This window comes from Streptomyces sp. NBC_00691, assembly GCF_036226665.1.
Classification (GTDB): domain Bacteria; phylum Actinomycetota; class Actinomycetes; order Streptomycetales; family Streptomycetaceae; genus Streptomyces.
Genome location: NZ_CP109007.1, coordinates 774,898 through 797,705, shown reverse-complemented (window position 1 = coordinate 797,705; position 22,808 = coordinate 774,898). Strand labels below are relative to the sequence as shown.

Genomic DNA, 22,808 nt, shown 5'->3' with positions numbered 1-22,808 from the left:
TCTAGGCCTCGTTGCGGGCACGGCGTACCGCGGACCGGCGGACCATGACCAGCGCTGCGATGCCCACCGCGCCGACGGCCAGCGCGGCACCCGTGCCGAAGTCCGAGTCCTCCTCGGCACTGAGGGTCTCCAGGTCCGGGACGCCGCCGCCGCCTGCCGGGACGGCGCCGGACGGCTGCTGGTAGCCCGATCCGGCGTTGATCTCCGCGGCGGGGCTGCCGCTCGGGCGGGCCGGACGGTTCGGTCCCTGGGCCGCGGCACGGCTGTCGCAGTCGATCTTGAAGCTTCTGTGCTTCGGGCCGGACGGGACCGTCCAAACGAGCTGGTACGTGCCCTCCGGCAGGAGGTACCGCTCGCTGCGTGCCGCACCGTTGACCAGCGGCAGCGTGCTGACCAGGGTGTCGCCCGGCGGAACCGTCGGCGGCTGCTCCGTGATCGTCCAGGGCACTGCCGGGAAGGATTCGAAGTTGCTCGCGACGAGAGTGAAGGCGCAGACCTCGACGCCGTCCTGACCCCGCGAATGCCAGCCGGCGGAACGGACGTTGAGGTCGCCGCTGTCGCCGGGAGCGGCGTGGGCGGCCGGTGCGCCGGCGAGGGCGATGCCGGCGACCGTGATGGCAGCGGCGGCGGTGGCTCCGGCACGGATGCCGGTCGGACGCAGGGAGCCGAACAGAGTCATGGGGAACTCCTTCTGATCGAGACGATTGTCATACTTATGAACCGCCGCCTATGAGATGCCACCCATCCCGTTATGCAAGGGAGGCGGTGACCGAATCGCCAGGAATCACCTGACTGGCTGTCCGAGATCACGGCGCGCGGTGTCGGACGCGGGTCCCGAGGCTGCTCCCGAACCGACGGACTCCGACGGGACGGGGCCCTCGCTTGGGCGGCGAGGCTCACCCTTCGTCAGCGGGCTCCTCGCTCGTGGTTCCGTCGAGGGCCGCCAGCCCCTCGCTCCAACGGGCGCGGCGCTCTGACGCGGCCTGGTCCCACCACGGCGTGCCACGCTCGCCGAGTGCGACCTTCGCCGTGTGCACCCGCGCCCGGGCGGCGCGTTCGGCTTCCGCGTTCTCGGCGCGGCGGGCGGTTGCCACCGCCCGGCGCGCCGCCATGAGGTGGGAGCGCAGGCGCGCGGCGACGCCCTCCGGAACCTCGGGATCCGTGGCCCGCCAGCGTCTGCCCTTGACGATCACGTACCGCCCGTCAGAAGTCCTGGCGGGCCCCCGCGCATCAGCCGTCATCTGTCACAGCCTGGCAGCTCGGCGGCGCCGCGCGACCCGACGACGCGCGTGTGCGGTCGGCGGAGGGCCCGCCGGCGCCCGCACGCCGACCTCGCACCCGCCGTGCCCCCGCGGTCCCGGCGGCCCGGCGCGTGGTGAGCCGCTGTCTGGGCCGAATGGATCACCGGGCGGGCGGCTCCCGGCGATGCGCCGGAAGCTGGGGCGAACCCTCCGAACCGGGCGTGTCCGTCCGCCCGGCAGGACCGAGAAGGAGCCCCGGTGCCGCCACGCTCTGAAGTCCGTCCCCGTCCGCGCGTCCGCCTGCGGCTGTCCCTCGCCGGCCTGGCCGCGTCCGCGGTTCTCGCCGCCCTGGTCCAGCCCGCGCAGGCCACCGGTACGCCGCCGGCCCCGGACAGGGCCCTGCAGAAGCAGCTGGACGACCTCGTCCGCACCGCCGGCGGCCCGCCCGGTGTGATCGCGCTGCTGCGGCAGGGCGACCGGACGTCGGTCTACCGGGCGGGCGTCGCCGACACGAGAACCGGCCGCCCGCCCCGTACGACCGATCACATGCGGATCGCGAGCGTCGCCAAGGCCTTCAGCGGAGCGGTCGCCCTGCGCCTGGTGGACCGGCAGAAGCTGGACCTCGACGACACGATCGGCGAGCGCCTGCCGTCCCTGCCCGTCGCGTGGCACCAGGTGACGCTGCGGCAGTTGCTCAACCACACCAGCGGGCTCCCCGACTTCTCGACGGCGCCGGCGTTCCTCGCGATCCTGCGGGAAGACCCCAGGCATCACTTCGACTCCCGCCGACTGCTCGACTTCGTCGCCGACAGGGACCTGGTGTTCCCGCCTGGATCGGCGTACGAGTACTCGAACTCCGACAACATCGCCGTCGCGCTGATGGCAGAGGCGGCCACGGGACAGCCGTACGAGCGGCTGCTCGCGCAGCTCGTGTACCGGCCGCTGGGCCTGCGGCAGACCAGCCTGCCCCAGGGCTACCGGCTGCCGAGGCCGTACCTGCACGGCTACGACGTGACGCCGCCCGCCCCGCCTGAGGACATCAGCGAGGTCCTCGGCGCGTCAGGCGTCTGGGCCTCCGGCGGCATCGTCTCGACACCGAAGGACCTCAACGTCTTCGTGCGCGCCTGGGCCGGCGGACGCGGCTTCCTGTCGGAGGAGACCCGCAGCCTGCAGCGGACCTTCATCCCCGGCGCGGCCTCGGAGCCCGCGGGTCCCGGTGTCAACGCCGGCGGGCTGGCGATCTTCCGCTACACCACACGATGCGGAACGGTCTACGGCCACACCGGCAACTTCCCCGGCTACACCCAGCTCGCGGTCGGCACGGCGGACGGCAGGCGTTCCCTGACGTTCTCGATCAACACGCAGACCAGCAAGAGCGTCAAGCCGGAGCTCCTTGCCAAGGTCCGCGCCGTGCAGGAGGACTTCGTCTGCGCCCTGCTGCGGCACTGACCGCCCGGGCGGGACCGAGGAGGAATCCGGTGTGCCGAGCGCCGAGCGCCGAGCGCTGGGGCCGAGCGCCGAGCGCGTCCCATACGGCACAGGGACTCCGTGCCCGGCGTCTCGTGCGAGGTCACGGCACCGGGGACGACCCGAGGTCCGGCGACGCGCGAGCCCGCCCCGCACGGACAGTGTGCGGGGCGGGCGAGACGGGCGGGACGTCCCCGGGAGTTACTTGACGTTGATCGCGGTCCAGGCCTTGGCGACCGCGGCGTACTCGGCGCTGCCCGCGCCGTAGAGGTCGGTGGCCGCGGAGAGGGTGGCCGTGCGGGCGCCGGCGTAGGTGGTGGAGGAGGTCATGTAGGTGGAGAGGGCCTTGTACCAGATCTTGTAGGCCTTGGCGCGGCCGATGCCCGTGAGGGTGGAGCCGTCGCTGGTGGGGGAGTTGTAGGCGACACCGTTGACCGTCTTGGCGCCGCTGCCCTCGGACAGCAGGAAGAAGAAGTGGTTGGCCGGGCCGGAGGAGTAGTGGACGTCGAGGCGGCCGACGCTGCTTGACCAGTAGTCGGCGGAGTTGCCGTCGCGGCTCGGCTTGTCCATGTAGCGGAGCGGGGTGCCGTTGCCGCGGATGTCGATCTTCTCGCCGATCAGGTAGTCGCCGACGTCCGTGGCGTTGGCCGCGTAGAACTCGACCGAGGTGCCGAGGATGTCGGAGGTGGCCTCGTTGAGGCCGCCCGACTCCTTGCTGTACCTGAGTCCGGCGGTGGAGGCGGTCAGGCCGTGGGACATCTCGTGGCCGGCGACGTCGAGCGAGGTCAGCGGCTTGGTGTTGCCCGTTCCGTCGCCGTACGTCATGCAGAAGCAGGAGTCGTCCCAGAAGGCGTTGACGTACGCGTTGCCGTAGTGGACGCGGGAGTAGGCGGCGACGCCGTCACCGCGGATGCCGTTGCGGCCGAGCTCGTTCTTGTAGAAGTCCCAGGTCACGGCCGCGCCGTAGTGGGCGTCCGCGGCTGCGGTCGCCCGGTTGGTCGCCAGGCCGTTGCCCCAGGTGTCCGTGCTGCTGGTGAAGAGGGACCCGGTGCCGTTGGTGCCACCGTTCAGGTCGTACGTCTTGTGGCCGCCGCGCGCGGTGTCCGTGAGAGTGAACGAGGGCGCCGTGCCGAGCGTGACCTGGCCGCTGTACTGGGTGTTGCCGATGCCCGTCTCGACCGCTTCGTAGGAGTACAGCTCCTTCCCCGAGGTGGCGTCGGTGATGACGTGACGCTCGCTCGGGGTGCCGTCGGCCTGGACGCCCGTGACGGTCGTCTCCCAGGCGAGCGTCGGCTTGCCGGTGGCCGCCCAGACCACCTTGCGGGACGAGGCGGGCGCGGCGGACCGCGCGTCGGAGGAGGCCGCGGCGGACTTGCCCGCGCTCGTGGCGGTGACCGCGGCGGTCGTGCTCGCCACGGATATGCGGGCGTCGGTGGCCTTGGTGGTGGCGCGGCCGCCGTTCTTCTTCTGATGCACGACGAGGTCGCCGCCGAGTACGGGGAGACCCTCGTAGGTGCGCTCGTACCGCGTGTGCACGGTGCCGTCGGAGTCCTTGACGACATCCCGGGCGACGAGCTTCTCCTGGCCGGAGAGGCCGATGGCCCGGGCCGTGGCATCGGCTCCTGCCTGGGCCTCCCGGACGGCGGCGGCACGCTGGGTGCCGGAGAGTACGAGCGCGGTCGCGCCGGCCTCGCGCTGGGCATCGGCGCTGGCGGAGCCGGTCTGGACTCCGACGACGACCATGGCGGCCGATGCGATCAGGGCGGTGGCGGTGGCGGTACGGCGGTGCGAGGACTGCTGGCGGGTCACGCGGGCTCCTTCGCTGCAAAGCGTGGGGATCGTGGGGGGTGTGGTGCGGGTGTGAGCGTGCCAGCGAGCGAGCCTGTTTGGCAGGTATGCAACAAGGATTTGACCATCTGTTGTCCGAAGTACAGAGAACTGTGTTCGCTATGCGGCCAGTTGATGGTTCCTTCGGGAGATGGGATGAGGGTGGTGTGAAGATCGCACTGGAACGGGAGGGGAGCCACGGGCAGGGGAGGCCGCGGCCGTGCCCGCCTCGCGGGATGTGACGACAGGCCCCCTGCACGCGTGTCTCGACATCGCCCCACGAGGTCCCGGGGCGCCGCCGACGCCCCGGACCCATGCCCCGGTCCCGTCGCGAGCGAATCTCGGAGACATGTCACAGAACCCCGAGCCTCGACAGGGGGCGCCACCGGCGCCGGTGGCCGACGGGTACGGCATCGCCGGTGCCCGGGCCGGGTGGAGAGTCGGCCGACAGTCGCCTCGTACGCCGTGGCGAAGGCGATCGGCGCGGGGGCCGGCATGACGCGCGCCGAGGAGTTCTCCTGATGGAGCGGCTCACCCCGCTCGAACGCGCGGTGTTCGTGCTCCGCGAGGTCTTCGACTTCGGCTTTCCGGAGATCGCCGAGGCGATCGGACCACCGCCCGCGTGGACCTGGCCGCGGCCCCCCTGGGGCTGCTGGACGACGACCGGCACGTCCGCTCCACCGTGCGTGTGGTGACCACCGTCGGGAACCCCGCTCTGTCGCGATGGATCCGCCAGGAGGCGCTGGACGGCGTCTGACGCCCTGAAGCCGCAGGCTCGCACCCACTCCGCTCGACCGTGATCGTCGCGACAGGGCGGCGCGGCACTCCTGTCGTTCAGGGGCTGACCGGCGGCATCCCCACGGGCAGCAGTTCCGGGCGTCGGGCGGCCCGGCCGTCGCCGGAGGAGCGGCCGCGCAGGCGGCGGAGCAACCAGGGGCCGAGGAACCCGGCGGCCCAGCGCAGTTCGGCGGCTGCCGCGCGCACCGCGCCGACGGTGGGGGTCTGGTCGGGCGCCAGCTCCCGGGTCCAGGAGTCGTCGCTGCCCGGCAGGGCGAGCGCCTGTGCGAGGGCGGCGGAGATCCGGTCGTGTCCCAGCGGGCTCGCGTGCAGTCGGTCCGCGGCCCAGAGGCGTGGATCGGTGGCGGCGGCGTGCAGAGAGGTCTCCGCGAGAGCGACGCCGTGCCGGGCCGCTGCGAGCCGGATGCGGTCGTTGAGGGCGGCGATCCGGGGTGCGACGGGGCGGGCGATGGGCGCGATACGGGTGATGTCGGGGATCGTGACGGTCGCGACGCGCGCACCCGCTTCGGTGAGCGCGGCGAACATCGCCTCCACATGGGCGGCGGTCTCGTCCGGGTCGAACCGGGGCCGCAGCAGGTCGTTGACCCCGGCGATCACCGTGGCGACGTCGGGGCGGAGAGCGAGTGCGGGGCCGAGCTGTTCCGCGCGGATCTGTCCGGCGAGCCGCCCCCGGACGGCCAGGTTGGCGTACCGGACCTCGGGGCGCGCCGCGGCGAGCCTTTCGGCGAGGCGGTCCGCGAAGCCGCGCAGCCCGGTGAGGTCGTCGCCGTCACCGACTCCCTCAGTCTGGCTGTCGCCCAGTGCGACGTATCGCACGTACTGACCGTTGCTCATGCGCCGTCCGTCTCTCCCGCGGCACCGGCGTGCCGTACCCGGCGCATAATACTCAATAAAGTGTGTAGTCATTTCGATGAATAACGTCCTCGCGGGCAGCGGCGCCGACCGAGTCGTCCGCACCGCGCCGTGGGCAGCACCTCGCACGGCCCGCATGACCACCCGAACAGCTCCCGGCCGCCGCCGATGGGCAGGGCGAATCGGGGTACACGGGCGGACATGCCGACGAAGACCGAACGCCTCATGGCCGAGCGGGCCGCCCGGCAGCTGTGCCACGTTCGCGGCGGCCTGCTCGCCACGGCATCGGTCGGGCTGCGGCGCTGCCAGACCGACCCCGGCGCCGATGCCATGTCAGAAGCCATTCGGAGCCGAGTCATCACGGAGGATGAGGGAAGCAGAACGACGCTCACCCTCCGTCCCACGCGAGGAGCACCCATGACCACCTTCGTCATCACCGTTCCCGGCACGTTCACCTCGGACATCACCGACTCGGAGCGCGCCGCCCTCGAACGGAAGCTGGCCCCCCAGCACACAGACGTGAGCGAGAGCGAAGGCGTGAACCTGCTGACGCTCAACGAGGACGGCACGTTCGCCATCCGGCTGGAGGTCGAGGCCTCCGACCGATACGAGGCGAAACTGGACGCGACGAGGCTCGTGTCGGCCGCGCTGCGCGAGGCGGGAATCGCGGAAGCGGACGCCCCGCTCGCGTCTCCGGCCGTCACCGGCATCGACAGCGATCTCTGACGCGTCGACGACCGGTCGTCCCGGCTTACGAGGCCGATGCGGGGGCATACGGACACCACCCCTTCGAGAGGAGCCTGTGCATGCTTGGCATAGTTGCGGCGGTGCTGTTCTTCATCGCCTTCCTGATCAACGCGGCGGACATCGGCACCAACGACACGTTCTCCTCGGCGAACGTGATGCTGCTCGGACTGACCGCCCTGGCTCTGCAGGTGGCGGGGATCGGCGCCGGCCGGAGCGTCAGGCGGCGCTCCTGACAGGAAGCCCGCGACCGGGCTTCGAGGTTCACATGACAGGCAGCACCTCGCTCGGCGACTGACGAGCCGGGCGAGGTGAGCCTGTCGGTGAGACGGATCGACCGCCTTCCGGGCCGGCCCCCGGTCCCGGTCAGCCGAGCCGGGTGGTGACGTACACCTCGATGGCGTCACGCTGGTACGCGGCCAGGCCGGGCGCGATCGTGTCGTACGCGGCGCGCCGAGCGGTGTTCTCCACGCAGGAGCGCCCCATGGCGCGGTACTCCTCAGCCGACACGGGCCGCAGTCCGGCCGTGGGTGCGACATCTGGGGTCCGTTCGGCTCGAAATGGGCCCCCTCCGGGGTGTTCGTGCGCGATGTCCGGCGCTGACGCGCGCGTGCGGGCACGGATGAGATACCCCGGCGGGAGCGAGCGGGCGCGAGGCCCCGGCTCCCGTATCGCCTTCACAAGCAGAGGAGACGGCTCATGTCGCATGTCAAGGAGTCGATCGAGGTCGATGTTCCGGTCCGTACCGCGTACGACCAGTGGACGCAGTTCGAGACGTTCCCGCAGTTCATGGACGGTGTGGAACGGATCGAGCAGCGTACGGAACGGCTCACGCACTGGGTGACCAGCATCGGTGGCGTACGGCGGGAGTTCGATGCGGAGATCACCGAGCAGATCCCTGACACGAAGGTCGCCTGGGTCACGGTCGGTGACGAGGTCGAGCAGTCCGGCCTGGTCACCTTCCAGCCCATCGACCCCAGCCGTACGCAGGTCACGCTGATGATGGACTTCGATCCTGAGGGGATGGCGGAGAACGTCGGCGACAAACTCGGCTTCGTCGACCGGCAGGTCAAGGGCGACCTGAAGCGGTTCAAGCACTTCATCGAAGAACGGGGCGCGGCAACCGGCGGATGGCGCGGACAGGTCTGAGGGACCGGAGGGCGAGGGCCCTCATGCCCTCGCTCCGGGCGGGCCCCCGAGGGTCCGACGAAGAGCAGCTCGACAACGAGGCGAGACAGAGGGGCGTCGACGGCCGTCCGACGACGGACAAGGCCGAACTCAAGCGCGCCCTCGGTCCTTGACGAGTGCGGGCACGCCGACGGCCGGGACGCCTGACGGCCCGGCCGTCGGCGTGCCCGGCGGGCGGGGTGGCTGTCAGGAGGAGGGCGGGTACGGGGCGGCCTTGAGGCGGCGCGCCAGGTGCGCGGTGTTCACGGCGAGGGTCCTGGTCGTCGCGGCGGTCTTCTCGGGGGTCTCGTCGAGGTCCTGGTAGTCGGTGCCCTGCATGGCCTCGCCGACCCAGTAGGTGACGGCGTTCGGGGCGAGGGAGAATCCGACGTCGTTGAGGCCCTGGAAGAGTTCGGCGCTGACGTGGTGGGCGCCGTCCTCGTTGCCGACGACGCATACGGCCGCCGCCTTGCCGTAGGTGAGCATGCGGCCTTCGTCGTCGCTCACGCCCTGCTCCGCGTTGAGGCGTTCCAGCACACGCTGGGCGACGCTGGAGGGATGCCCGAGCCAGATGGGCGTGGACAGGATCAGAATGTCGCAGCCCAGGACGGTGTCGCGGATCTCCGGCCAGGCGTCGCCGTCTCCCATGTCGACCTCGATGCCCGGTCTGACGTCGTGGTCGGCGATCCGGATCACCTTTCCGGTGACGCCGTGATCGGCAAGGGCGGACATGGTCTGCTCGGCCAGCAACTGCGAGCTGGACCGCTTCGGCGAGGCGGAGAGGGTGCAGACCAGCGCGACGGCACGCAGTGGTGTGGTCTCGGTGGTGTCCATAGAGCCCGGCTACCCCACCGGTGCCCGCGTACCCGTCCTGCCCGAGGGCCGCCGATCATGGAGCACTGCACTGCACTGCACTGCACGGCAGCGGGGCGGTCACCTCGCCGCTGATCCCGGTTCTGCCATCGGGCGGTGGTTCTCGGCCTCAAGACGGATCTGCTCGTGAAGACGACAGAAGAGCACGAGGTTCACCGGCCGAGGGACGTGGCATGCTCGAATCATGGAGGAGGATTTCGTGCTTCCCGACGGCGGTACGAGCGCGGCACCCGAGGTGCTGGCGCTGGCCAGAGTCGTGTCCAGGCTGCGTGCCGAGGTCGTGGACCTGGAGAGCGTGGCCTCGATGACAGCCGTCCTGGAGCGCACCAAGGGCGTGCTGATGGCCCGGGACGGCGTCACGCCGGACGTCGCCTATCAGCTGTTGGCCGACCGCGCCGCGCAGCACCGGCGCACTCTGCTGGAGGAGTGCTGGATCACCCTCGGCCGGACCGGCGGCGGACCGGCGACGCCGCTGCCGGAGACGCCGGTCCGGCCGGTACCCGCCACACCGCCGGTGCGGAGCCCCTCACCTTTCGGCACGAGCGGCCAGGTGGCCGCTGACGGCGGCCGTTCGACGGGACATCGGGAACTGCTGGCTCGGCTGGGCCAGGGCCTGGCCGGCACGCGTACTCCGAACGAGATCGCCCTGCTGCTCCACTCCGTGCTGGCCGACTCCGAGGGCATCGACGCGGTGATGATCTACACCGTGGCCACCGCCGGAAGTCTGAAGCTCATCGGTCACGCCGGAATCGGCGAGTCGATGCCCGAGCAGTGGAGCCACATCCCTCCGCTCAGCGGTGTCGCCGCCATGGAAGCGATCGCGGAGCGGGAGGCGCTGTGGCTCGAAGACCTGGAACTGGACGCATCCCGGTACCTGTTGATCGGTGATCCACCCGAGCGGTGGCCCTCGCGTGCCTGGCTGCCCGTGCCCGGTACCGGAGCCGTGACCGTGGTCGTCGGCCTCTTCCGTACCCGGCGGGGGCCTTTCGACGCCCGCACCCGGACCCTGCTCCGGCGGGCCGTCAGGCTCTGCGGAGGTCCCCTGCGCGAGGACCGGAGCCACCACGGCCACGTCCCGCTCCACGCGGAGATCGATGCCGTCCAGACCATCTTCGACGCGCTGTCAGGACCGGCGGTCCTGCTGACCCCGCTGCGGTCGGCGACGGGCGAGGTGGAGGACTACCGGATCGACGCGGCGACGCCAGCATCGCTGGACCTGGCCGGACGGCAGGGCAAGGAGCTGATCGGCCGGCGGGTACTGGAGAACTATCCCACCGTGGCGGGCACAGCACTCTGGTACGGCTACCTGGACACGCTGACCACGGGCTCGGTCTATGACGGTGACCCCTTCGTCTACGAGGAGGTGACCGCCGGAGTGCCGCAGCGGTCGGTGTACTCCGTGCGCGTGACCAGACTGGGCGAGCGTCTGGTCGTGACCTGGCTCCGCCACGACACCAGCGAACGCGAGACCCGCAGGCTGGACGACCTGCAGCGGCTGGGCAACCTGGGCTGGGCGAGCTGGAACCTGGCGACGGACACCATCACCTGGTCCGACCAGGTCTACGCCATCTTCGACCGCGACCCGGCCTTGGGACCCATGGGGCTGGAGGAGCTGCCCACGCGGCTGCTCGGGGAGGACCCGCCCAGGCTGGGTGCGGCCGTGCAGCAGCTGCTGGGCGACGGCACGGCCATCGACCAGCACTTCCGCATCACCTCGGCACACGGCCCGCGGCACCTGCGCATGGTCGCCGAGGCACAGCGGGACGCGGACGGCACCCCGCTGGAGGTACACGGTTTCTTCCAGGACCTCACCGAGCTGCGGGACGCCGAACTGGCCCTGCGGGAGAGCGAACGGTCCAACCTCGTCCAGCGCGGAATGCTGAAGGCCGAACGGGCGCTCGGCGCCGCGCTCCAGGACGCCCTGTTGCCCATCCCCGAGCAGTCGCTGGACCTGGCGGGCCTCCGCGTCGACGTCGCCTACCGCCCCGCCGTCAGCGGGTTGAACGTCGGAGGTGACTGGTACTCCGCGATCGAACTCCCGGACAAGAGCGCACTGTTCGTCGTAGGAGACGTCGCCGGACACGGCCTGACCGCCGTGGGCACGATGGCCCAGCTGCGATTCACCGCCAAAGGCATGACCATCACCGGCTCACCCCTGCCCGACGTCCTCGGCCGGCTCAACGCCCTTCTGCTCCACACCGCTACCGACACCCACCTTGCCACCGCCACCATGGTCATGGGGCGCTATCAGCCCTGGGATCGCCGGCTGACCTGGGTGGACGCGGGGCACCTCGCGCCCCTGCTGATCCGCGACGGCACGGCGAGCTTCCTCCCGCAGCCCGAGGGCGCGCTCCTCGGCGCCGCGTTCGACTCGCCGTACGGGCAGTACGTGACCGACCTGCTGCCCGGGGACCACCTGCTCTTCTACACGGACGGCCTCGTGGAGGTGCCGGGCGAGGACATCCAGGTAGGGCTCGCCCATCTTGCCGACGCGGCTGAGGGGCTCGTGCGGCAGGGCCGATCCGGCAAGCTCGCCAACACCTTGGCGGACCTGCGGCCGGGAAACCGGGACGACATCTGTGTCCTGCAGATCCACGTACCCGAAGAGTCCTGACCCGGCCGGATCGGAAGAGGGCCGACGGCCCGGCCCTCAGCCGACGCGCAGCGACGTGACTTCGTAGTACACCGCCGAGCTGGGGGACAGGCCGCGACAGGTCAGTCGGTGCGGGGGTGCTCGGCGGGCGTGGATCTCGACCTCGAAGGTCGAGAGACCTGCGAGGCGGCCGGTGACACGGACCCGCCAGCGGTTGTCGACCCGGACCGTGTCCTCGATGACGTAGTCGTGCCGCCCCGACGGACCCGCGTGGTGGAGCACGGCGGACAGAGCGGCCTGCTGGGGCGGGACGAGGTCGGTGTATCCGCGCAGATGGTCCGCGTGGATGCGGTTCGCCAGGTGTTCTTCTACCACCGTGATCGCCGAGGGGGCGTCGAGGTTGCCGTAGTAGACGCCGTCGGGTGCGACGAGGACGTTGGCGGCGAACCGGTCGCCTCCCACGTGCGTGCACTCCCACACCAGCTGTGGCCGGCCCTCACTCAGCGCACGTGCCACCGGACGGCCGCGGACGGCACAGCAGGTGTCGTGCAGACCGTGGGCACAGACGAGGACGACGGGTGGGTGGCCCAGTTCTCCGGGCGCGTCCAGGGCGGTGACGACGGCCGCCAGTTCCCGGTCGTCGTCCCAGGTTCCCCATTCCTGACGGTGGGCGCCGTCCTTCTCATGGCGCAGGACGGCCCATCGTGGCCGTTCGTCCGCCCGAGTGCGGCCGTGCCGCCTGATCAGCAGCACGCGGGCACGCGTGGCGCGTGCGGCGGCGCTCACCCGTGCCTTGACCTCGGGTTCGAGATCGAGGCCTTCGAAGCCGTCGGGCGGCCAGCCGGCCCGGTACTCGACGAGGATCCAGACAGAGCCGTACGGCGCTGTGCCCGCGATCGGATCCCCGCGCAGGCGCGCGGCGTCGGCGCAGAGGAACCGTGCCGGGGTCGTCATCGGGCCCGTCTCATGACTCGGCGGGCACGAGCACGCCTGCGCGCAGAAGTCGTTCGACGAAGGGAAGGCCGAGTTCGCCGGCAGAGCGGGTGCCGCCGTCGAGGACCTGGAGCATCGACGGGAGGTCCGCCTCCGCGAGGTCGAGCCACCCGACGCGGGTGGCGAGGCGCAGGCCCGCCAGCCGTGCCTCCAACGCCTCGCGAAGCCGCACCGGTGTGTCGGGCGCGAGGCTGTGGAGGGCCCCGAGTTGTGCCAGCGGCCCCATGGGGGCGGGGCGTGCCTGGCCGCGACGGGTGCGGTGGAACAGGGGAGTGGGGTCGGCCTCGGTGAGGGCGGCCGCGAGACGTCGGCGGACGAAGTCGAGTTCGTCGACCGGTCCGTCCACGCCCAGGGAGAGGGACCCGCGCATCTCCTCGTCGTCCCGCAGCGACGCGAGGGCGGCTTCCGCGAGTTGTTCGGCCAGCGCGTGCCGCGTCCAGGTGTGGACGCCGAGCGTCAGATGGATCGACACCGCGCCCAGCGCTTCGGCGGCGTGCAGCCAGCCCCGCGGCAGATAGAGGACGTCGCCGGGTTCGAGCACGGCGTCGAGGTACGCCTCTCCCCGCGCGGCATCGGCGACCGCGGCGCGGTGAGCGGTCCAGGGCTGGTCGCGCAGCGGGTCCGGGTGCACGGGCTCGTGGACGATCCAGCGCTTGGTACCGGCGACCTGCAGGACGAAGACGTCGTGAACGTCGTAATGGTCGTCGAAGCCGCGGCTCTGCGGCGGGGTGACATAGGCGTTGGCCTGCACGGGGTGCCCCAGTTCCGTGCCGAGCCGCGTCGCGAGGTCCGTGACCGGCCCCCAGGTGCGGTGCAGTGCCTGCAGGACCAAGGTGCTGCCGTCGGCGAAGCTCCGCCACAACGCGGTGTCGTCCAGCTGGTCCGCGACCGAGGCGCCGACTCCACCTGGTGAGGTGAACGAGGACTCGGGGGCGGTCGAGCCGTCCTTGGCGACACGGAGGAACGGCGTGCGCAGCCCGCGTCGGGAGAGCAGCTCGTCCACCGCGGATGCGGAGAACAGGTCGGAGAAGTCACTGACCCGGCGGCTGAGCAGCGGGGTACGCCCCCAGACCGCCAGGGCGAACTCCTCCCGGCTGAGGCTGATCAGACGTTCCTCCAGGACACGGCCGCGAACATCTGCGGCCGTGTCCCGAAGCGTCGTGGGGACGGCGCTCAAACGCCGCCACCGGCCTTCTCGGCGCCGCCGTCGGCACCGCCGTCGTGTACGCCGGGAGTCCCGGCCGCGCCACCGTCCGCCGGGCCTTCCGCTCCGCTGTCGGCCCCGCCGTCGGCGCCGCCGTCAGCTCCGCCGTCCGCACCGCTGTCCGCGCCTCCGTCGGCTCCGCCGTCCGCACCTCCGTCGGCCCCGCCGTCGTGAACATCGGGCGTGCCGGCAGCACCCCCGTCCATCGGACCTTCCTGCTGGTTCGGGTCCTGCTCGGGGTGCGCCATGGTTCCTCCTGAGGACAAGGACGATCATTGAGGGGGCCGGTCTCGTTCGGGCCCCTTTCCAAGCTCACCCACGGGGGAAGGAGCGGCAACCGGAGCGATCGCCGACGGCCCTCCCCCGGCCGAGGGCACACCCGGGCGAGGCGGGAATACCGCTCCTGTCAGCCGCTGCCGCTTGCGTGATTCCTGTCGAATGTCCGTTTTCGCCATCGGTCACGGGGCAGGCGCGCGCTATGGACCCGTCGAAGACACCCGTACTCGATGCGTGGGCGGCCTACCACGAGAAGGGCCGGAACCCGTTCACGCCCCCAGGGCACGCGCCCACCCGGTCCACGAGGAGGAGTCATGAGGGCACTGACTTGGCAGGGCAAGAGGGACGTACGCGTGGACACGGTGCCCGATCCCGTGATCCGCGACGCCGATGATGTGATCGTCAGGATCACGACGACCGGCCTGTGCGGCTCCGACCTGCACCTCTACGAGGTTCTCGGGGCGTTCCTCGATCCCGGCGACATCCTGGGCCACGAGCCCATGGGAGTCGTCGAATACGTGGGGCCGGAGGTCACCGCTCTGAAGCCCGGGGACCGTGTGGTGATCCCGTTCAACGTCTCGTGCGGGTCGTGCTTCATGTGCGACCAGGGGCTGCAGTCCCAGTGCGAGACGACGCAGGTACGGGAGCACGGCACCGGCGCCTCGCTCTTCGGGTACACGAAGCTCTACGGCCAGGTCCCCGGCGGGCAGGCCCAGTACCTGCGCGTTCCATTCGGGAACTCGCTGCCGATCCCGGTCCCGGACGGCCCGCCCGACGATCGGTTCGTCTACCTGTCCGACGTCCTGCCCACGGCCTGGCAGGCGGTCGCGTACGCGTCCGTCCCACCGGGAGGCAGCGTCGCGGTCCTCGGACTCGGGCCCATCGGCGACATGAGCTGCCGCATCGCCGCTCACCGCGGGGCCGGCACGGTCATCGGCATCGACCTCGTCCCCGAGCGTCTGGACAGGGCACGCCGACGCGGCGTCCACGCCCTCGACCTGAAGGAATGCGGCGACGACCTGCCCGACGCCGTCCGGTCCCTCACCGGGGGGCGCGGTCCGGACGCGGTCATCGACGCCGTGGGCCTGGAGGCCCACGGCAGCCGTGTCGCGGCGGCGGCTCAGGGCCTCACGACCCTCCTGCCGGACGCGCTCGCCGCGGCCATGATGAAGCGCGCCGGAGTCGACCGGCTCGCAGCCCTCCACACCGCCATCGACCTGGTCCGCCGGGGCGGCACGGTCTCGGTGTCCGGGGTGTACGGCGGCGCGGCCGATCCGCTGCCCCTGCTGACCATGTTCGACAAGCAACTGCGGCTGCGCATGGGCCAGGCCAACGTCCGGCGCTGGGTCGACGACATCCTCCCCCTGCTCACGGACGAGGACCCTCTGGGTGTCGACGACTTCGCCACCCACCGCATGCCGCTCGAACAGGCCCCGGATGCCTACGCCATGTTCCAGAAGAAGCAGGACGGGGCCGTCAAGGTCCTCTTCTCGCCCTGACACGAGGCCATCCCCCGACGGGGCCTTCGTCGACGAGAGCTCCGGGCGCCGGCCTTCGCTCGTGGGTGGGCCCGTTACTCGTAGCGGTACTTCAGCGAGTCGGCCTCCGCCTGCTCGATGTCGGAGAGCGTCAGCTCAGGCATGCGCAGTTGGGCCAGCGTCACCTCGGCCGAGGTCGGCTGGGCGTCCGTCGGCAGCCACTGCTCCGGCTTCCAGGCCGCGCTGCGCACCAGAGCCTTGGGGCAGTGCGGATAGATCTCCTCGATCCCCACCACCAGCGCGCTGGCCGGCGGCTTGCCCACGGCGGTCAGCCGCGACAGCAGTTCCGGGCGGGTGGAAACGACAGCCCGGCCGTTCACCCGCAGGGTCGTGGTCCGCCCGGGGACGACGAACAGGAGGCCGGCCCGTCCGGTGGCGATGACGTTCTGCAGGGTGTCCAGTCGCTTGTTGCCGGTCGCGTCCGGTATCGCCAGCGTCCGCGAGTCCAGGACGGCGACGAACCCGGCGGGGCCGCCGCGCGGCGAGACGTCGCAGTTTCCCTCGGCGTCCGTGCTGGCGATCAGGACCAATGAGGAGCAGGCGATCAGCTGCCGTGTCTGATCCGTGAGTTCGGTCATCTGCTTGCGTACGGCCGCATCGCTGGGGAGTGCGTACACCCGGCGCAGCTGCTCCGGGTCTGCCAGGGCGTCGAAGCGGAGCAGGTCGAAGGAACTGCCGGTAAGGGGTGTGGTCGTCATGCCTCTGACCCTAATGAGTCGGGCGTGGCGCACTCACCGGGGTCGACGAACCGGGCCGGAGCGCCTCGCGTACGGCGCCATCAGGCTTCATACCGGCGGTATCAGATCGCTCTCGCTGACGGTGTAGGTGAGCGCCGGGTACGCGAAGTCCGTCTCCTTGTTCTCGCGGCGCCTGAGGCCGTAGAACTCGCGGCTCTGCTCCTCGTCGGCTGCGGTCAGGCGTGCGCCGTGCGGAAGGTGCGCCTGTCCGTCGCGGAACCGGACCATGGTCTTGGACGTGCGGAAGGTCACGCCCAGCCATGTGTTGTCCGTCGGCGGGACCGGCTTCTCCAGCACGATCCTGTGGGTGAGCCGCCGGTTCGAGGCGAGGGAGAACGCGACGACGCTGTTCTGGGTGAGGGGGATCTCGAACGTCTCGTCGTCGGAACCCTTCGAGGTGAAGATCAGCTTTCTCGGTGGGGCGGGGTCGGGGTGCCGGTAGCAGGAGAAGACGGCGATGAAGGACTCCTCGGCCAGGTCCAGGGCCTGGTCGGAGTGGCCTCCCATGGTGGTGTAGGCGTTCGTGTAGGTCTCGATGAGAGCGTTGTTGAAGCCGACCGCGAGCGCCGCACGTTCCTGGATCCGGCGTGCCAGGCGTTCGTGCACGGAACGGAAACACTGCGCCGGGGCGCCGTAGCGGGTCGTCGTACGGACGAGGGGCACATCGCCCGCCTCGTCGATCCGGGTGAGCGTGGCACCCCGCCGGCCTGTGCCCACGTCCTCCCAGAGCGTCGACGCGGACAGTTCCGCGAAGAGGTCTTCCTCGGTCGGCAAGGAGAACGACAGGATCTCGTCCGAAATCCTAGATGCGGGGCGCACGGTAGTCTCCCGTGTTCATGCTGAAGCGGAACCTGTCGCCGTAGTCGATGAAGGACGACGTCCTGTTCTCCTCGGCGTACAGCCTGCGCAGCTCGTTCATCCCGTCCGGTGTGGGTGCCTCCAGCTCCACCAGATCTCCGGCCATGTCGAGGAACGTCTGCCCGTTCCTGTGAACGGCTTCGGTGCTGGAACAGCGCACCACGTAGCCCAGGCGCGTCGGGAGCAGACCGGCGTCGAGGGCAGCGGGCCGGATCTCGTGCGTGTACAGGCGGTTCGTGGACAGCGGCATGAAGAGGACGGAGCCGGGATACAGGGTCACGCTGAACTGCGCGGGGAGCGCGAGCGCGGCCCCGTCGCCCTCGGCGGTCCCCTCCTTGAGGCGGAAGTGGAGTCTGGTCAGCCCGCTGACGCCTTTCACGCCGTGGTCGAAGGGGTCTTCGGCCAGCGGCCGCAGCTCGTCCAGCCCGTCGTAGAAGGTGCAGAAGGCCATGACGCCGTTGACGGGCATGTCCTTGGTCTTGTCGGCATGGGCCGAGATCCTGGCCTTCGACTGCTTGCGTCCGGCCGTGGCGAGAGTGTTGTGGTAGATCTGGGCGAGGACGTGATTGAGCGGTGCGTGGTCCCGGAAGACGGCGGCGGCCTCGTGGTTCAGGGCATCGACGATGTCCGTGTCGGTCGGGCGGAAGGTCTCGGTCGGACCGGAGAGATTCGTGGAGCACCGGAGCAGCCGGAAGCGCAGTGCGTCGCCGTCCCGTGTCACGGGCGTCAGATAGATCCCGCTGCGATGGGCCGCTCCCGGCTTGTCGGACTCCGTCAGGGACTGGAAGGCGTGCTCCGCACCGATCCGTCCGAAGTGGCCGGCGTCGGGGTCGAAGAAGCGGCGGTAGTACACGCCGGCGCCGTGGACGCGGACGGGCACGCGGCCTCGGCCGACGAGGGGCCAAGGGGCCGCCACGTCCGCGTGGTCGCCCTGCGACGGCTCCCTGACGACGAACACCCTTTCCGCCGAGCGGAGTCGGTCGGCGCTGATCCCGGACGCGTCGCCGCACACGTAGACCGTCTTCCGTGCGAGGTCGAGTGCGCCGGAGGCAAGGTCATCAGGTGTGATCGTGGACCCGAAGAAGTCCCGGACCGTGTCGTGGTCCCGCGCCGCCGAAGACGTCACCAGGACATTGCTCGCATCCTCGATCCGTGCTTCCGACAGCTCCGTCGCGTACGCCATGCCGTGACCGCCATTCGACTCTGGGAGACGAACCCGTAGCGTCCACAGAAGTGGACATGGCAACGGCCCGCGCTCTCTCCTCCGCGTGGTGAAGCGTAGAGGAGAGGAGGCGGGCCGTTCACGGGCCTACGGGCTTACGGGGCGTCCACGAGGGTTCGGCCGTCGGCGGCGACCCGTGAGGCGGCGCCGTTGGCGTAGGCGGACTCCACCCGGGCCTGTTCGGTCGCGTTGGGGATCGCGTTCACGCACGCCGTTCCGGCGCTCGACCCCGACATCAGCTGCGAGCACGGACCGGGTTTCGTGTCCGGGAGTCCCAGGCTGTGGCCGAGTTCATGGGCGGCGATGCGGGTCTTGTCGTACCCCTGGCTCACGGCCTGGCTCCCGAGTTCGACACGGACCTGCCGGCCGGGACGGACGGGCCCGAGCGTGGCCTGGGGCCAGCCGGTGGTCGCCACGATCACGATCTCGGCCCGGGTGCCCGGCGCGGCCTCGACCAGTTTGACGTTGTCGACGTTCGCGTTCCACGAGGCGACGCCGGCGGCGATGGCCGCCTCCCAGCCTCCGGCCCGGCTGTCGTCGTATCGCAGTGTCACCACCGCCGAGGCGCTCGCCGGGGAGCCGATCGGGGCCGAGGCGCTGACCGCCGACGGCTCCGTCGTCGGCGCGGGTGCGGCGTTCGCCGTGGTGGCTGTTGCCGTGGCGAGGACGACCGTGACGCCGACGGCGGCCCTCTTCAGCCATGTGCAGAGCGACATGCTGCTCCTTCACTCGTGGGGGACCCGGAGCCTGGCGGAACCGGGAGTGCGGGAGGAGCGGCGCTGGTGCGGGGCGACCTGGGGCGGTCGGATCGCCGTTCCTCCGGGGCCTTCCGACGGTATGCCGCAGTCACCCCGTACGTCATGTACCTGACACGCCAATTTCTGCAACTCGCGCACCTGCACAGTCAGTCGCGGCGGTGCGCACGATGGAGGGCCCGAACTCGTCGAGTTCGGGCCCTCCATCGTGCGGGAGTTCAGACGATGCGGTTGCCGAAGGGGCCGCCGCCCAGCATGTAGTACGAGCCCAGCTCGTGGCGGTACGCGGGGTCGTCCAGGTGGGTGTCGCGGTGGAACTCGGGAGCGTCCTTGATCTGCTCCTTGGTCCCGTCGACGAAGATCTTCCGTTCGTCGACGTCGACGTGGTGGACGGTGCCGGCCGGAAGCAGGACCTCCTTGCCGAAGATCCAGGGACCGGTGTCCACGACCAGATAGGCGTCATCGACCTCGTCGGAGTGCTTGTCCACCTTCCCGATGCTGCCGTCGGTCGCCTCGACCTTGTAGCCGGTCAGATCGGTCCCGGCCAGATGGCCCGTGGTCGACTTGTAGCTCCAGATGTGCTCGGTCACGCGAAAACAACTCCTCCGGTAGGCAGAGGGCGGCGTCCGTTTCCCCGCCGTCCTCCCTCTCCGTACTTCGTACTGCGTTTTTCTGCTTCTTACCGTGCTTCGTACCTGTGTTGCGCACCGTGTGCTGCGTGCGCGGCGGGTGGTGTGCTCGCCTGCCCTCCGCCTGCCCCCGCCGCGGCGACCCATGCCCCGCTCGCCGGAGGGGATCATCTCCGCCGTCTCAGCCGCTGTGTCACACGGGGCAGTTCGTCATCGAAGAGGCGGCCGACCAGCGCACCGCCGAACACGACCACGCCCACCGCGACGAGCCAGGTCTGGATGACCAGGAACGCGCCGAACGGCCCGTAGGTGACGGCGCTCGACGCGATCAGTGGCGAGAAGACGAGCCGGGAGAACACTCTGAGCCCCAGCAGCCCGAGCACGGTGGCCACCGCGCCGGGCAGCAGAGCCCGCCAGCCGATGCGGCCCCCGAGCAGCAGGTGCTGCGACCACCAGAAGAACAGAGTGCCGCTCAGTACGGTGACGACACCCGCGGCCGGCCCCTGGCGCCAGAGGGCGGCGACGGCGAACAGATACAGGACCCCCAGGAGAACGGCCAACCACAGCACATGGCGCCATCGGGCCCGCCAGTGGGCCGGAGGCAGGTCCCAGACCTTCTCGTAGCCGCTCTGCACCACGGTGCCGAACGACAGGCCGAACACGGCGAGGAGGGCGAGACCGAACGCCGTCGTGGTCCGCCGCACCTGGCCGGGGAGCGCGAACAGCCGCTCGATCTCCATCCTGGCGGGCTCGGAGACCCCGAGCCCGTCGCCGAGCCACTGCGCGAACCCCTTGCCGCTGCCCGCCCCGGCCGCGGACACGACGATCAGGAGCGGGATCAGGGTGAGGAATCCCAGGGCGGCGAACCCCAGCGAACGCTGCCACAGGTCGAGTTCGCTGACCGGGCCCCATCGGTGCCCGGCGCGCAGCCGGCGGACCACGCTTCGTATCCGCCCGAGCGGAGACACGCGCCCGGCGGGACGGATGGTCATCACAGGTCCGGCGCGCGAGCCGCACCCGACGCCATCGGCCCGTCTGCGGCGCTCGAAAAGTCGCGCATGACGCGCTCCAGGGGTTGGCCGCTCTCGCCAGGACCAGGACGTCGTCACCACCGGAGGGTGGAAGCGCGCCGGCGTCCTGGTCGGGCGCTCATCCTGGTCGGATCGGCATCGAGGGCGTCACCAGTAGTGGCGCCGGCCTCCCACCGCGTGGCCGACGGCGCCGAGGATCCACAGGACGGCGCCGATGACGACCAGGATGATCCCGATCGTCCACAGGATCGAGATGCCGGCGATGAGTCCTATGACGAGCAGAATGACTCCGAGAAGGATCATGGTGTGCCTCGCTCTTCTGGAAATGAGCTGCGTACGCGCCGGGCAGCGGGGTCCGATGCACCGGGGGACTCACGCGGGTCCCGTCACCTCAGGAACGGCGGCTGCGGTTGCCCGCATGGTTGATGCCTGTACGGGTGTGTTGCCCGCACGGCGGACGACGGACCGGCGGTGCTAGTCCTTCATCGTGTCCTTGATCTTCTCCTTGGCCTGCCGGGCGTCGCTCTTCTTCTGCTCGGCGCGGCCCTTCGCCGTGAGCCGCTCGTTCCCGGTGGCCCGGCCGGCCGCTTCCTCGACCTTGCCCTTGACCTGTTCCTTCTTGGCCTTCATCTTCTGTTCGCTCGACACGGTCGCGCTCCTCTCGTGCCTCTTCGTCTGCTGCTTCGCGGCTAGCCGTTTTCGTGTCCCGTAAACCTGGCCGCGGATCGAGCGCCGCATCCGAGGACCGTTCCGGGTGGACCGCCGCCTCCGGGCCGTCCGGCGAACCGGCCCCCACCCACGCCCGCCCCGGTCGTCCCGCGCGCCGCTGAGCAGCGGTTGTCGGATACTGGGTCCACCGCCCCTCGTCCCCTCCCGCCCACGGAGGACCGAGCCTCGCCCGCGGAGGGCCGGGGCAGAGGGTGGACCGACGTGCGCCAGGAGGGTTCATGCTCATCAGCCATGTCTTCGAGGACCGCGTTCTGCACGTGACCCTCCTGCGCGACCTCGATGTCGCCGGCCGTGCGGCAGTCACCCTGCACATCGAGACCCTTCTGGCCGTCCACGGCCCGCGGCACGTCCGCATACAGCTGCCCACATCGGACCCCTCCCCGGCCTCACTCAGCGTGCTCGCCCGGGCCCGCCGCCTGTGCGAGGGCCTGGGGACCCCGATGACGGTCGTAGGCCCCCTCCGGATCGCCCCGGGCACGCGGCCCACGGCGGCGTAGCCCTCGCCGGGGGCTGGGATCTCGCGGTGGCCGGATTCGTCCACCCCGGAGCGGTACCGCCTGGCTCGGTACCGCCTGGCTCGGTACCGCTCCGGGCGAGCTCGGCATCTGGGGCGGTTCACCCGAACGCAGCACGCCGGCGACTCCGCGCCGTGGCGGCGGGATTGCCCCGCCCGACCGGGGGTACCCGCCGGACGAGTCACCCCCGTCCACGCCGCACAGAGCGGGACGAGGCGACCACGACCCACGACACAGGGAGGACGACGGTGAGTGCCGGCAGCAAGGAAGACCAGGATGTCGTCGCGGTCATCCTCAGGGATCACCGCACGATGGAAGACCTGTTCCGCCGTATGAGGAGTGTCGAGTCCGACCGCGCGGCCGCGCTGAGGGAGTTCTCCGCGCTGCTCGTGGCACACGGCGAGGCGGAGGAGACCGAGGTCTACGGGGCCCTCAAGCGCTTCCGTGACATCGACGACGACGAGGTCGAGCACGGCACCGAGGAGCACGCCGAGGGGAACGAAGCACTCCTCGCCCTGCTGGAGGTCGAGGACGTCGGCTCCGACGCATGGGACTCCCGGCTGGAGGACCTGGTGCAGGCGGTCTCCCACCACCTCGACGAGGAGGAGCGGACGATCCTGAACGGTGCCAGGGAGAACGTTCCCGATGAGCGACGCGCCGAGCTGGCCACCGCGTTCCTGGAGGAGCGCGCGAAGCAACTGGCGTCGGACTGCGGCGACATCGAGAACGTACGCAAGATCGTCAACCGGTGAGCTGACT

The 22,808-nt window shown here is 70.8% G+C and carries 24 protein-coding genes and 1 pseudogene; 10 read left to right on the top strand and 15 right to left on the bottom strand.

Features of this window, described 5'->3' with window-relative positions; translation table 11 throughout:
* Position 1: 1 nt before the first annotated feature.
* Together OG392_RS03655 and OG392_RS03650 are read right to left on the bottom strand one after the other, a co-directional pair.
* Positions 2-679 carry a hypothetical protein gene (locus OG392_RS03655; protein WP_329275468.1) on the bottom strand — a complete coding sequence of 226 codons (678 nt, stop codon included), beginning with the start codon at positions 677-679 and terminating at the stop codon, positions 2-4.
* A gap of 217 nt (positions 680-896) precedes the next feature.
* The gene (locus tag OG392_RS03650; protein ID WP_329275465.1) at positions 897-1,241 is read right to left on the bottom strand and encodes a hypothetical protein; all 345 of its coding nucleotides are present in this window, start codon (positions 1,239-1,241) and stop codon (positions 897-899) included.
* Between the two features lie 258 nt (positions 1,242-1,499).
* Here OG392_RS03650 and OG392_RS03645 point away from each other — a divergent pair, with 258 nt between their 5' ends.
* The gene (locus tag OG392_RS03645; RefSeq protein ID WP_329275462.1) at positions 1,500-2,690 is read left to right on the top strand and encodes a serine hydrolase domain-containing protein; all 1,191 of its coding nucleotides are present in this window, start codon (positions 1,500-1,502) and stop codon (positions 2,688-2,690) included.
* Between the two features lie 219 nt (positions 2,691-2,909).
* Here the strand turns inward: OG392_RS03645 and OG392_RS03640 are convergent, their stop codons facing one another.
* Entirely contained in the window at positions 2,910-4,451 is a 1,542-nt protein-coding gene (locus OG392_RS03640) for a M4 family metallopeptidase (RefSeq protein WP_329287047.1), read from the bottom strand.
* Between the two features lie 596 nt (positions 4,452-5,047).
* On the opposite strand from OG392_RS03640, the pseudogene OG392_RS03635 reads away from it, so the two are divergent.
* Positions 5,048-5,146, top strand: a pseudogene (locus OG392_RS03635) (sigma factor-like helix-turn-helix DNA-binding protein); the annotation flags it as partial.
* A gap of 223 nt (positions 5,147-5,369) precedes the next feature.
* Here the strand turns inward: OG392_RS03635 and OG392_RS03630 are convergent.
* Positions 5,370-6,167, bottom strand: a complete 798-nt coding sequence (locus OG392_RS03630; RefSeq protein ID WP_329275459.1) for an SGNH/GDSL hydrolase family protein — start codon at positions 6,165-6,167, stop codon at positions 5,370-5,372.
* A gap of 435 nt (positions 6,168-6,602) precedes the next feature.
* On the opposite strand from OG392_RS03630, the gene OG392_RS03625 reads away from it, so the two are divergent.
* From OG392_RS03625 to OG392_RS03610, 3 genes are all read left to right on the top strand, one after another.
* Positions 6,603-6,911 carry a hypothetical protein gene (locus OG392_RS03625; protein ID WP_329275457.1) on the top strand — a complete coding sequence of 103 codons (309 nt, stop codon included), beginning with the start codon at positions 6,603-6,605 and terminating at the stop codon, positions 6,909-6,911.
* 80 nt (positions 6,912-6,991) lie between these two features.
* Entirely contained in the window at positions 6,992-7,165 is a 174-nt protein-coding gene (locus OG392_RS03620) for a hypothetical protein (protein WP_329275455.1), read from the top strand.
* Between the two features lie 463 nt (positions 7,166-7,628).
* A complete protein-coding gene (locus tag OG392_RS03610; protein WP_329275452.1) occupies positions 7,629-8,078 on the top strand; it encodes an SRPBCC family protein in 450 nt (149 codons plus the stop codon).
* A 225-nt stretch (positions 8,079-8,303) separates the two neighbouring features.
* Here the strand turns inward: OG392_RS03610 and OG392_RS03605 are convergent, their stop codons facing one another.
* The gene (locus OG392_RS03605; protein WP_329275450.1) at positions 8,304-8,930 is read right to left on the bottom strand and encodes a flavodoxin family protein; all 627 of its coding nucleotides are present in this window, start codon (positions 8,928-8,930) and stop codon (positions 8,304-8,306) included.
* Between the two features lie 223 nt (positions 8,931-9,153).
* Here OG392_RS03605 and OG392_RS03600 point away from each other — a divergent pair, with 223 nt between their 5' ends.
* A complete protein-coding gene (locus tag OG392_RS03600) occupies positions 9,154-11,583 on the top strand; it encodes a SpoIIE family protein phosphatase (RefSeq protein ID WP_329275448.1) in 2,430 nt (809 codons plus the stop codon).
* 36 nt (positions 11,584-11,619) lie between these two features.
* Here OG392_RS03600 and OG392_RS03595 read toward each other — a convergent pair whose 3' ends face one another.
* Together OG392_RS03595 and OG392_RS03590 are read right to left on the bottom strand one after the other, a co-directional pair.
* The gene (locus OG392_RS03595) at positions 11,620-12,516 is read right to left on the bottom strand and encodes a sucrase ferredoxin (RefSeq protein ID WP_329275445.1); all 897 of its coding nucleotides are present in this window, start codon (positions 12,514-12,516) and stop codon (positions 11,620-11,622) included.
* 10 nt (positions 12,517-12,526) lie between these two features.
* Positions 12,527-13,732 (bottom strand): cupin domain-containing protein, encoded by a 1,206-nt coding sequence (locus OG392_RS03590; protein ID WP_329275442.1) that lies wholly within the window; start codon positions 13,730-13,732, stop codon positions 12,527-12,529.
* 44 nt (positions 13,733-13,776) lie between these two features.
* Between OG392_RS03590 and OG392_RS03585 the strand changes: the two genes are divergently transcribed.
* Together OG392_RS03585 and OG392_RS03580 are read left to right on the top strand one after the other, a co-directional pair.
* Positions 13,777-14,019: a hypothetical protein gene (locus OG392_RS03585; protein WP_329275439.1), complete on the top strand. Its 243-nt coding sequence runs from the start codon at positions 13,777-13,779 to the stop codon at positions 14,017-14,019.
* Between the two features lie 330 nt (positions 14,020-14,349).
* Positions 14,350-15,534, top strand: a complete 1,185-nt coding sequence (locus OG392_RS03580) for a zinc-dependent alcohol dehydrogenase (RefSeq protein WP_329275437.1) — start codon at positions 14,350-14,352, stop codon at positions 15,532-15,534.
* 74 nt (positions 15,535-15,608) lie between these two features.
* On the opposite strand, the gene OG392_RS03575 is transcribed toward OG392_RS03580, so the two are convergent.
* The 8 genes from OG392_RS03575 to OG392_RS03540 all read right to left on the bottom strand — a co-directional run bounded on the left by OG392_RS03575 (position 15,609) and on the right by OG392_RS03540 (position 21,453).
* Positions 15,609-16,271: an MSMEG_1061 family FMN-dependent PPOX-type flavoprotein gene (locus tag OG392_RS03575; protein WP_329275434.1), complete on the bottom strand. Its 663-nt coding sequence runs from the start codon at positions 16,269-16,271 to the stop codon at positions 15,609-15,611.
* 87 nt (positions 16,272-16,358) lie between these two features.
* Complete coding sequence (locus OG392_RS03570; protein WP_329275432.1) at positions 16,359-17,129, bottom strand: hypothetical protein; 771 nt, start codon at positions 17,127-17,129, stop codon at positions 16,359-16,361.
* Positions 17,113-18,351, bottom strand: coding sequence for a hypothetical protein (locus tag OG392_RS03565; protein WP_329275430.1), 1,239 nt, complete (start codon positions 18,349-18,351; stop codon positions 17,113-17,115). The genes OG392_RS03570 and OG392_RS03565 overlap by 17 nt, the downstream gene beginning before the upstream one ends.
* 134 nt (positions 18,352-18,485) lie before the next feature.
* Positions 18,486-19,106: a snapalysin family zinc-dependent metalloprotease gene (locus OG392_RS03560; protein WP_329275428.1), complete on the bottom strand. Its 621-nt coding sequence runs from the start codon at positions 19,104-19,106 to the stop codon at positions 18,486-18,488.
* Positions 19,107-19,363: 257 nt separating this feature from the next.
* The gene (locus OG392_RS03555) at positions 19,364-19,735 is read right to left on the bottom strand and encodes a PRC-barrel domain-containing protein (protein ID WP_329275426.1); all 372 of its coding nucleotides are present in this window, start codon (positions 19,733-19,735) and stop codon (positions 19,364-19,366) included.
* Between the two features lie 206 nt (positions 19,736-19,941).
* Entirely contained in the window at positions 19,942-20,766 is an 825-nt protein-coding gene (locus OG392_RS03550) for a ribonuclease BN (RefSeq protein ID WP_443054667.1), read from the bottom strand.
* 186 nt (positions 20,767-20,952) lie between these two features.
* The gene (locus OG392_RS03545; protein ID WP_329275425.1) at positions 20,953-21,108 is read right to left on the bottom strand and encodes a DUF6131 family protein; all 156 of its coding nucleotides are present in this window, start codon (positions 21,106-21,108) and stop codon (positions 20,953-20,955) included.
* A gap of 171 nt (positions 21,109-21,279) precedes the next feature.
* The gene (locus tag OG392_RS03540; protein WP_329275422.1) at positions 21,280-21,453 is read right to left on the bottom strand and encodes a CsbD family protein; all 174 of its coding nucleotides are present in this window, start codon (positions 21,451-21,453) and stop codon (positions 21,280-21,282) included.
* Between the two features lie 299 nt (positions 21,454-21,752).
* Between OG392_RS03540 and OG392_RS03535 the strand changes: the two genes are divergently transcribed.
* Together OG392_RS03535 and OG392_RS03530 are read left to right on the top strand one after the other, a co-directional pair.
* Positions 21,753-22,031 carry a hypothetical protein gene (locus OG392_RS03535; RefSeq protein ID WP_329275419.1) on the top strand — a complete coding sequence of 93 codons (279 nt, stop codon included), beginning with the start codon at positions 21,753-21,755 and terminating at the stop codon, positions 22,029-22,031.
* A gap of 266 nt (positions 22,032-22,297) precedes the next feature.
* Positions 22,298-22,801, top strand: a complete 504-nt coding sequence (locus OG392_RS03530) for a hemerythrin domain-containing protein (RefSeq protein ID WP_329275417.1) — start codon at positions 22,298-22,300, stop codon at positions 22,799-22,801.
* Positions 22,802-22,808 lie beyond the last annotated feature (7 nt).

What these genes read in the sequence shown, in the direction of transcription:
- OG392_RS03595 (WP_329275445.1), bottom strand. Translation starts at nt 12,516, where the DNA reads ATGACGACCCCGGCACGGTTCCTCTGCGCCGACGCCGCGCGCCTGCGC.
- OG392_RS03640 (WP_329287047.1), bottom strand. Translation starts at nt 4,451, where the DNA reads ATGGTCGTCGTCGGAGTCCAGACCGGCTCCGCCAGCGCCGATGCCCAG.
- OG392_RS03575 (WP_329275434.1), bottom strand. Translation starts at nt 16,271, where the DNA reads ATGACGACCACACCCCTTACCGGCAGTTCCTTCGACCTGCTCCGCTTC.
- OG392_RS03545 (WP_329275425.1), bottom strand. Translation starts at nt 21,108, where the DNA reads ATGATCCTTCTCGGAGTCATTCTGCTCGTCATAGGACTCATCGCCGGC.
- OG392_RS03655 (WP_329275468.1), bottom strand. Translation starts at nt 679, where the DNA reads ATGACTCTGTTCGGCTCCCTGCGTCCGACCGGCATCCGTGCCGGAGCC.
- OG392_RS03565 (WP_329275430.1), bottom strand. Translation starts at nt 18,351, where the DNA reads ATGGCGTACGCGACGGAGCTGTCGGAAGCACGGATCGAGGATGCGAGC.
- OG392_RS03580 (WP_329275437.1), top strand. Translation starts at nt 14,350, where the DNA reads ATGAGGGCACTGACTTGGCAGGGCAAGAGGGACGTACGCGTGGACACG.
- OG392_RS03600 (WP_329275448.1), top strand. Translation starts at nt 9,154, where the DNA reads ATGGAGGAGGATTTCGTGCTTCCCGACGGCGGTACGAGCGCGGCACCC.
- OG392_RS03550 (WP_443054667.1), bottom strand. Translation starts at nt 20,766, where the DNA reads ATGACCATCCGTCCCGCCGGGCGCGTGTCTCCGCTCGGGCGGATACGA.
- OG392_RS03630 (WP_329275459.1), bottom strand. Translation starts at nt 6,167, where the DNA reads ATGAGCAACGGTCAGTACGTGCGATACGTCGCACTGGGCGACAGCCAG.
- OG392_RS03605 (WP_329275450.1), bottom strand. Translation starts at nt 8,930, where the DNA reads ATGGACACCACCGAGACCACACCACTGCGTGCCGTCGCGCTGGTCTGC.
- OG392_RS03560 (WP_329275428.1), bottom strand. Translation starts at nt 19,106, where the DNA reads ATGTCGCTCTGCACATGGCTGAAGAGGGCCGCCGTCGGCGTCACGGTC.
- OG392_RS03650 (WP_329275465.1), bottom strand. Translation starts at nt 1,241, where the DNA reads ATGACGGCTGATGCGCGGGGGCCCGCCAGGACTTCTGACGGGCGGTAC.
- OG392_RS03620 (WP_329275455.1), top strand. Translation starts at nt 6,992, where the DNA reads ATGCTTGGCATAGTTGCGGCGGTGCTGTTCTTCATCGCCTTCCTGATC.
- OG392_RS03625 (WP_329275457.1), top strand. Translation starts at nt 6,603, where the DNA reads ATGACCACCTTCGTCATCACCGTTCCCGGCACGTTCACCTCGGACATC.
- OG392_RS03535 (WP_329275419.1), top strand. Translation starts at nt 21,753, where the DNA reads ATGCTCATCAGCCATGTCTTCGAGGACCGCGTTCTGCACGTGACCCTC.
- OG392_RS03610 (WP_329275452.1), top strand. Translation starts at nt 7,629, where the DNA reads ATGTCGCATGTCAAGGAGTCGATCGAGGTCGATGTTCCGGTCCGTACC.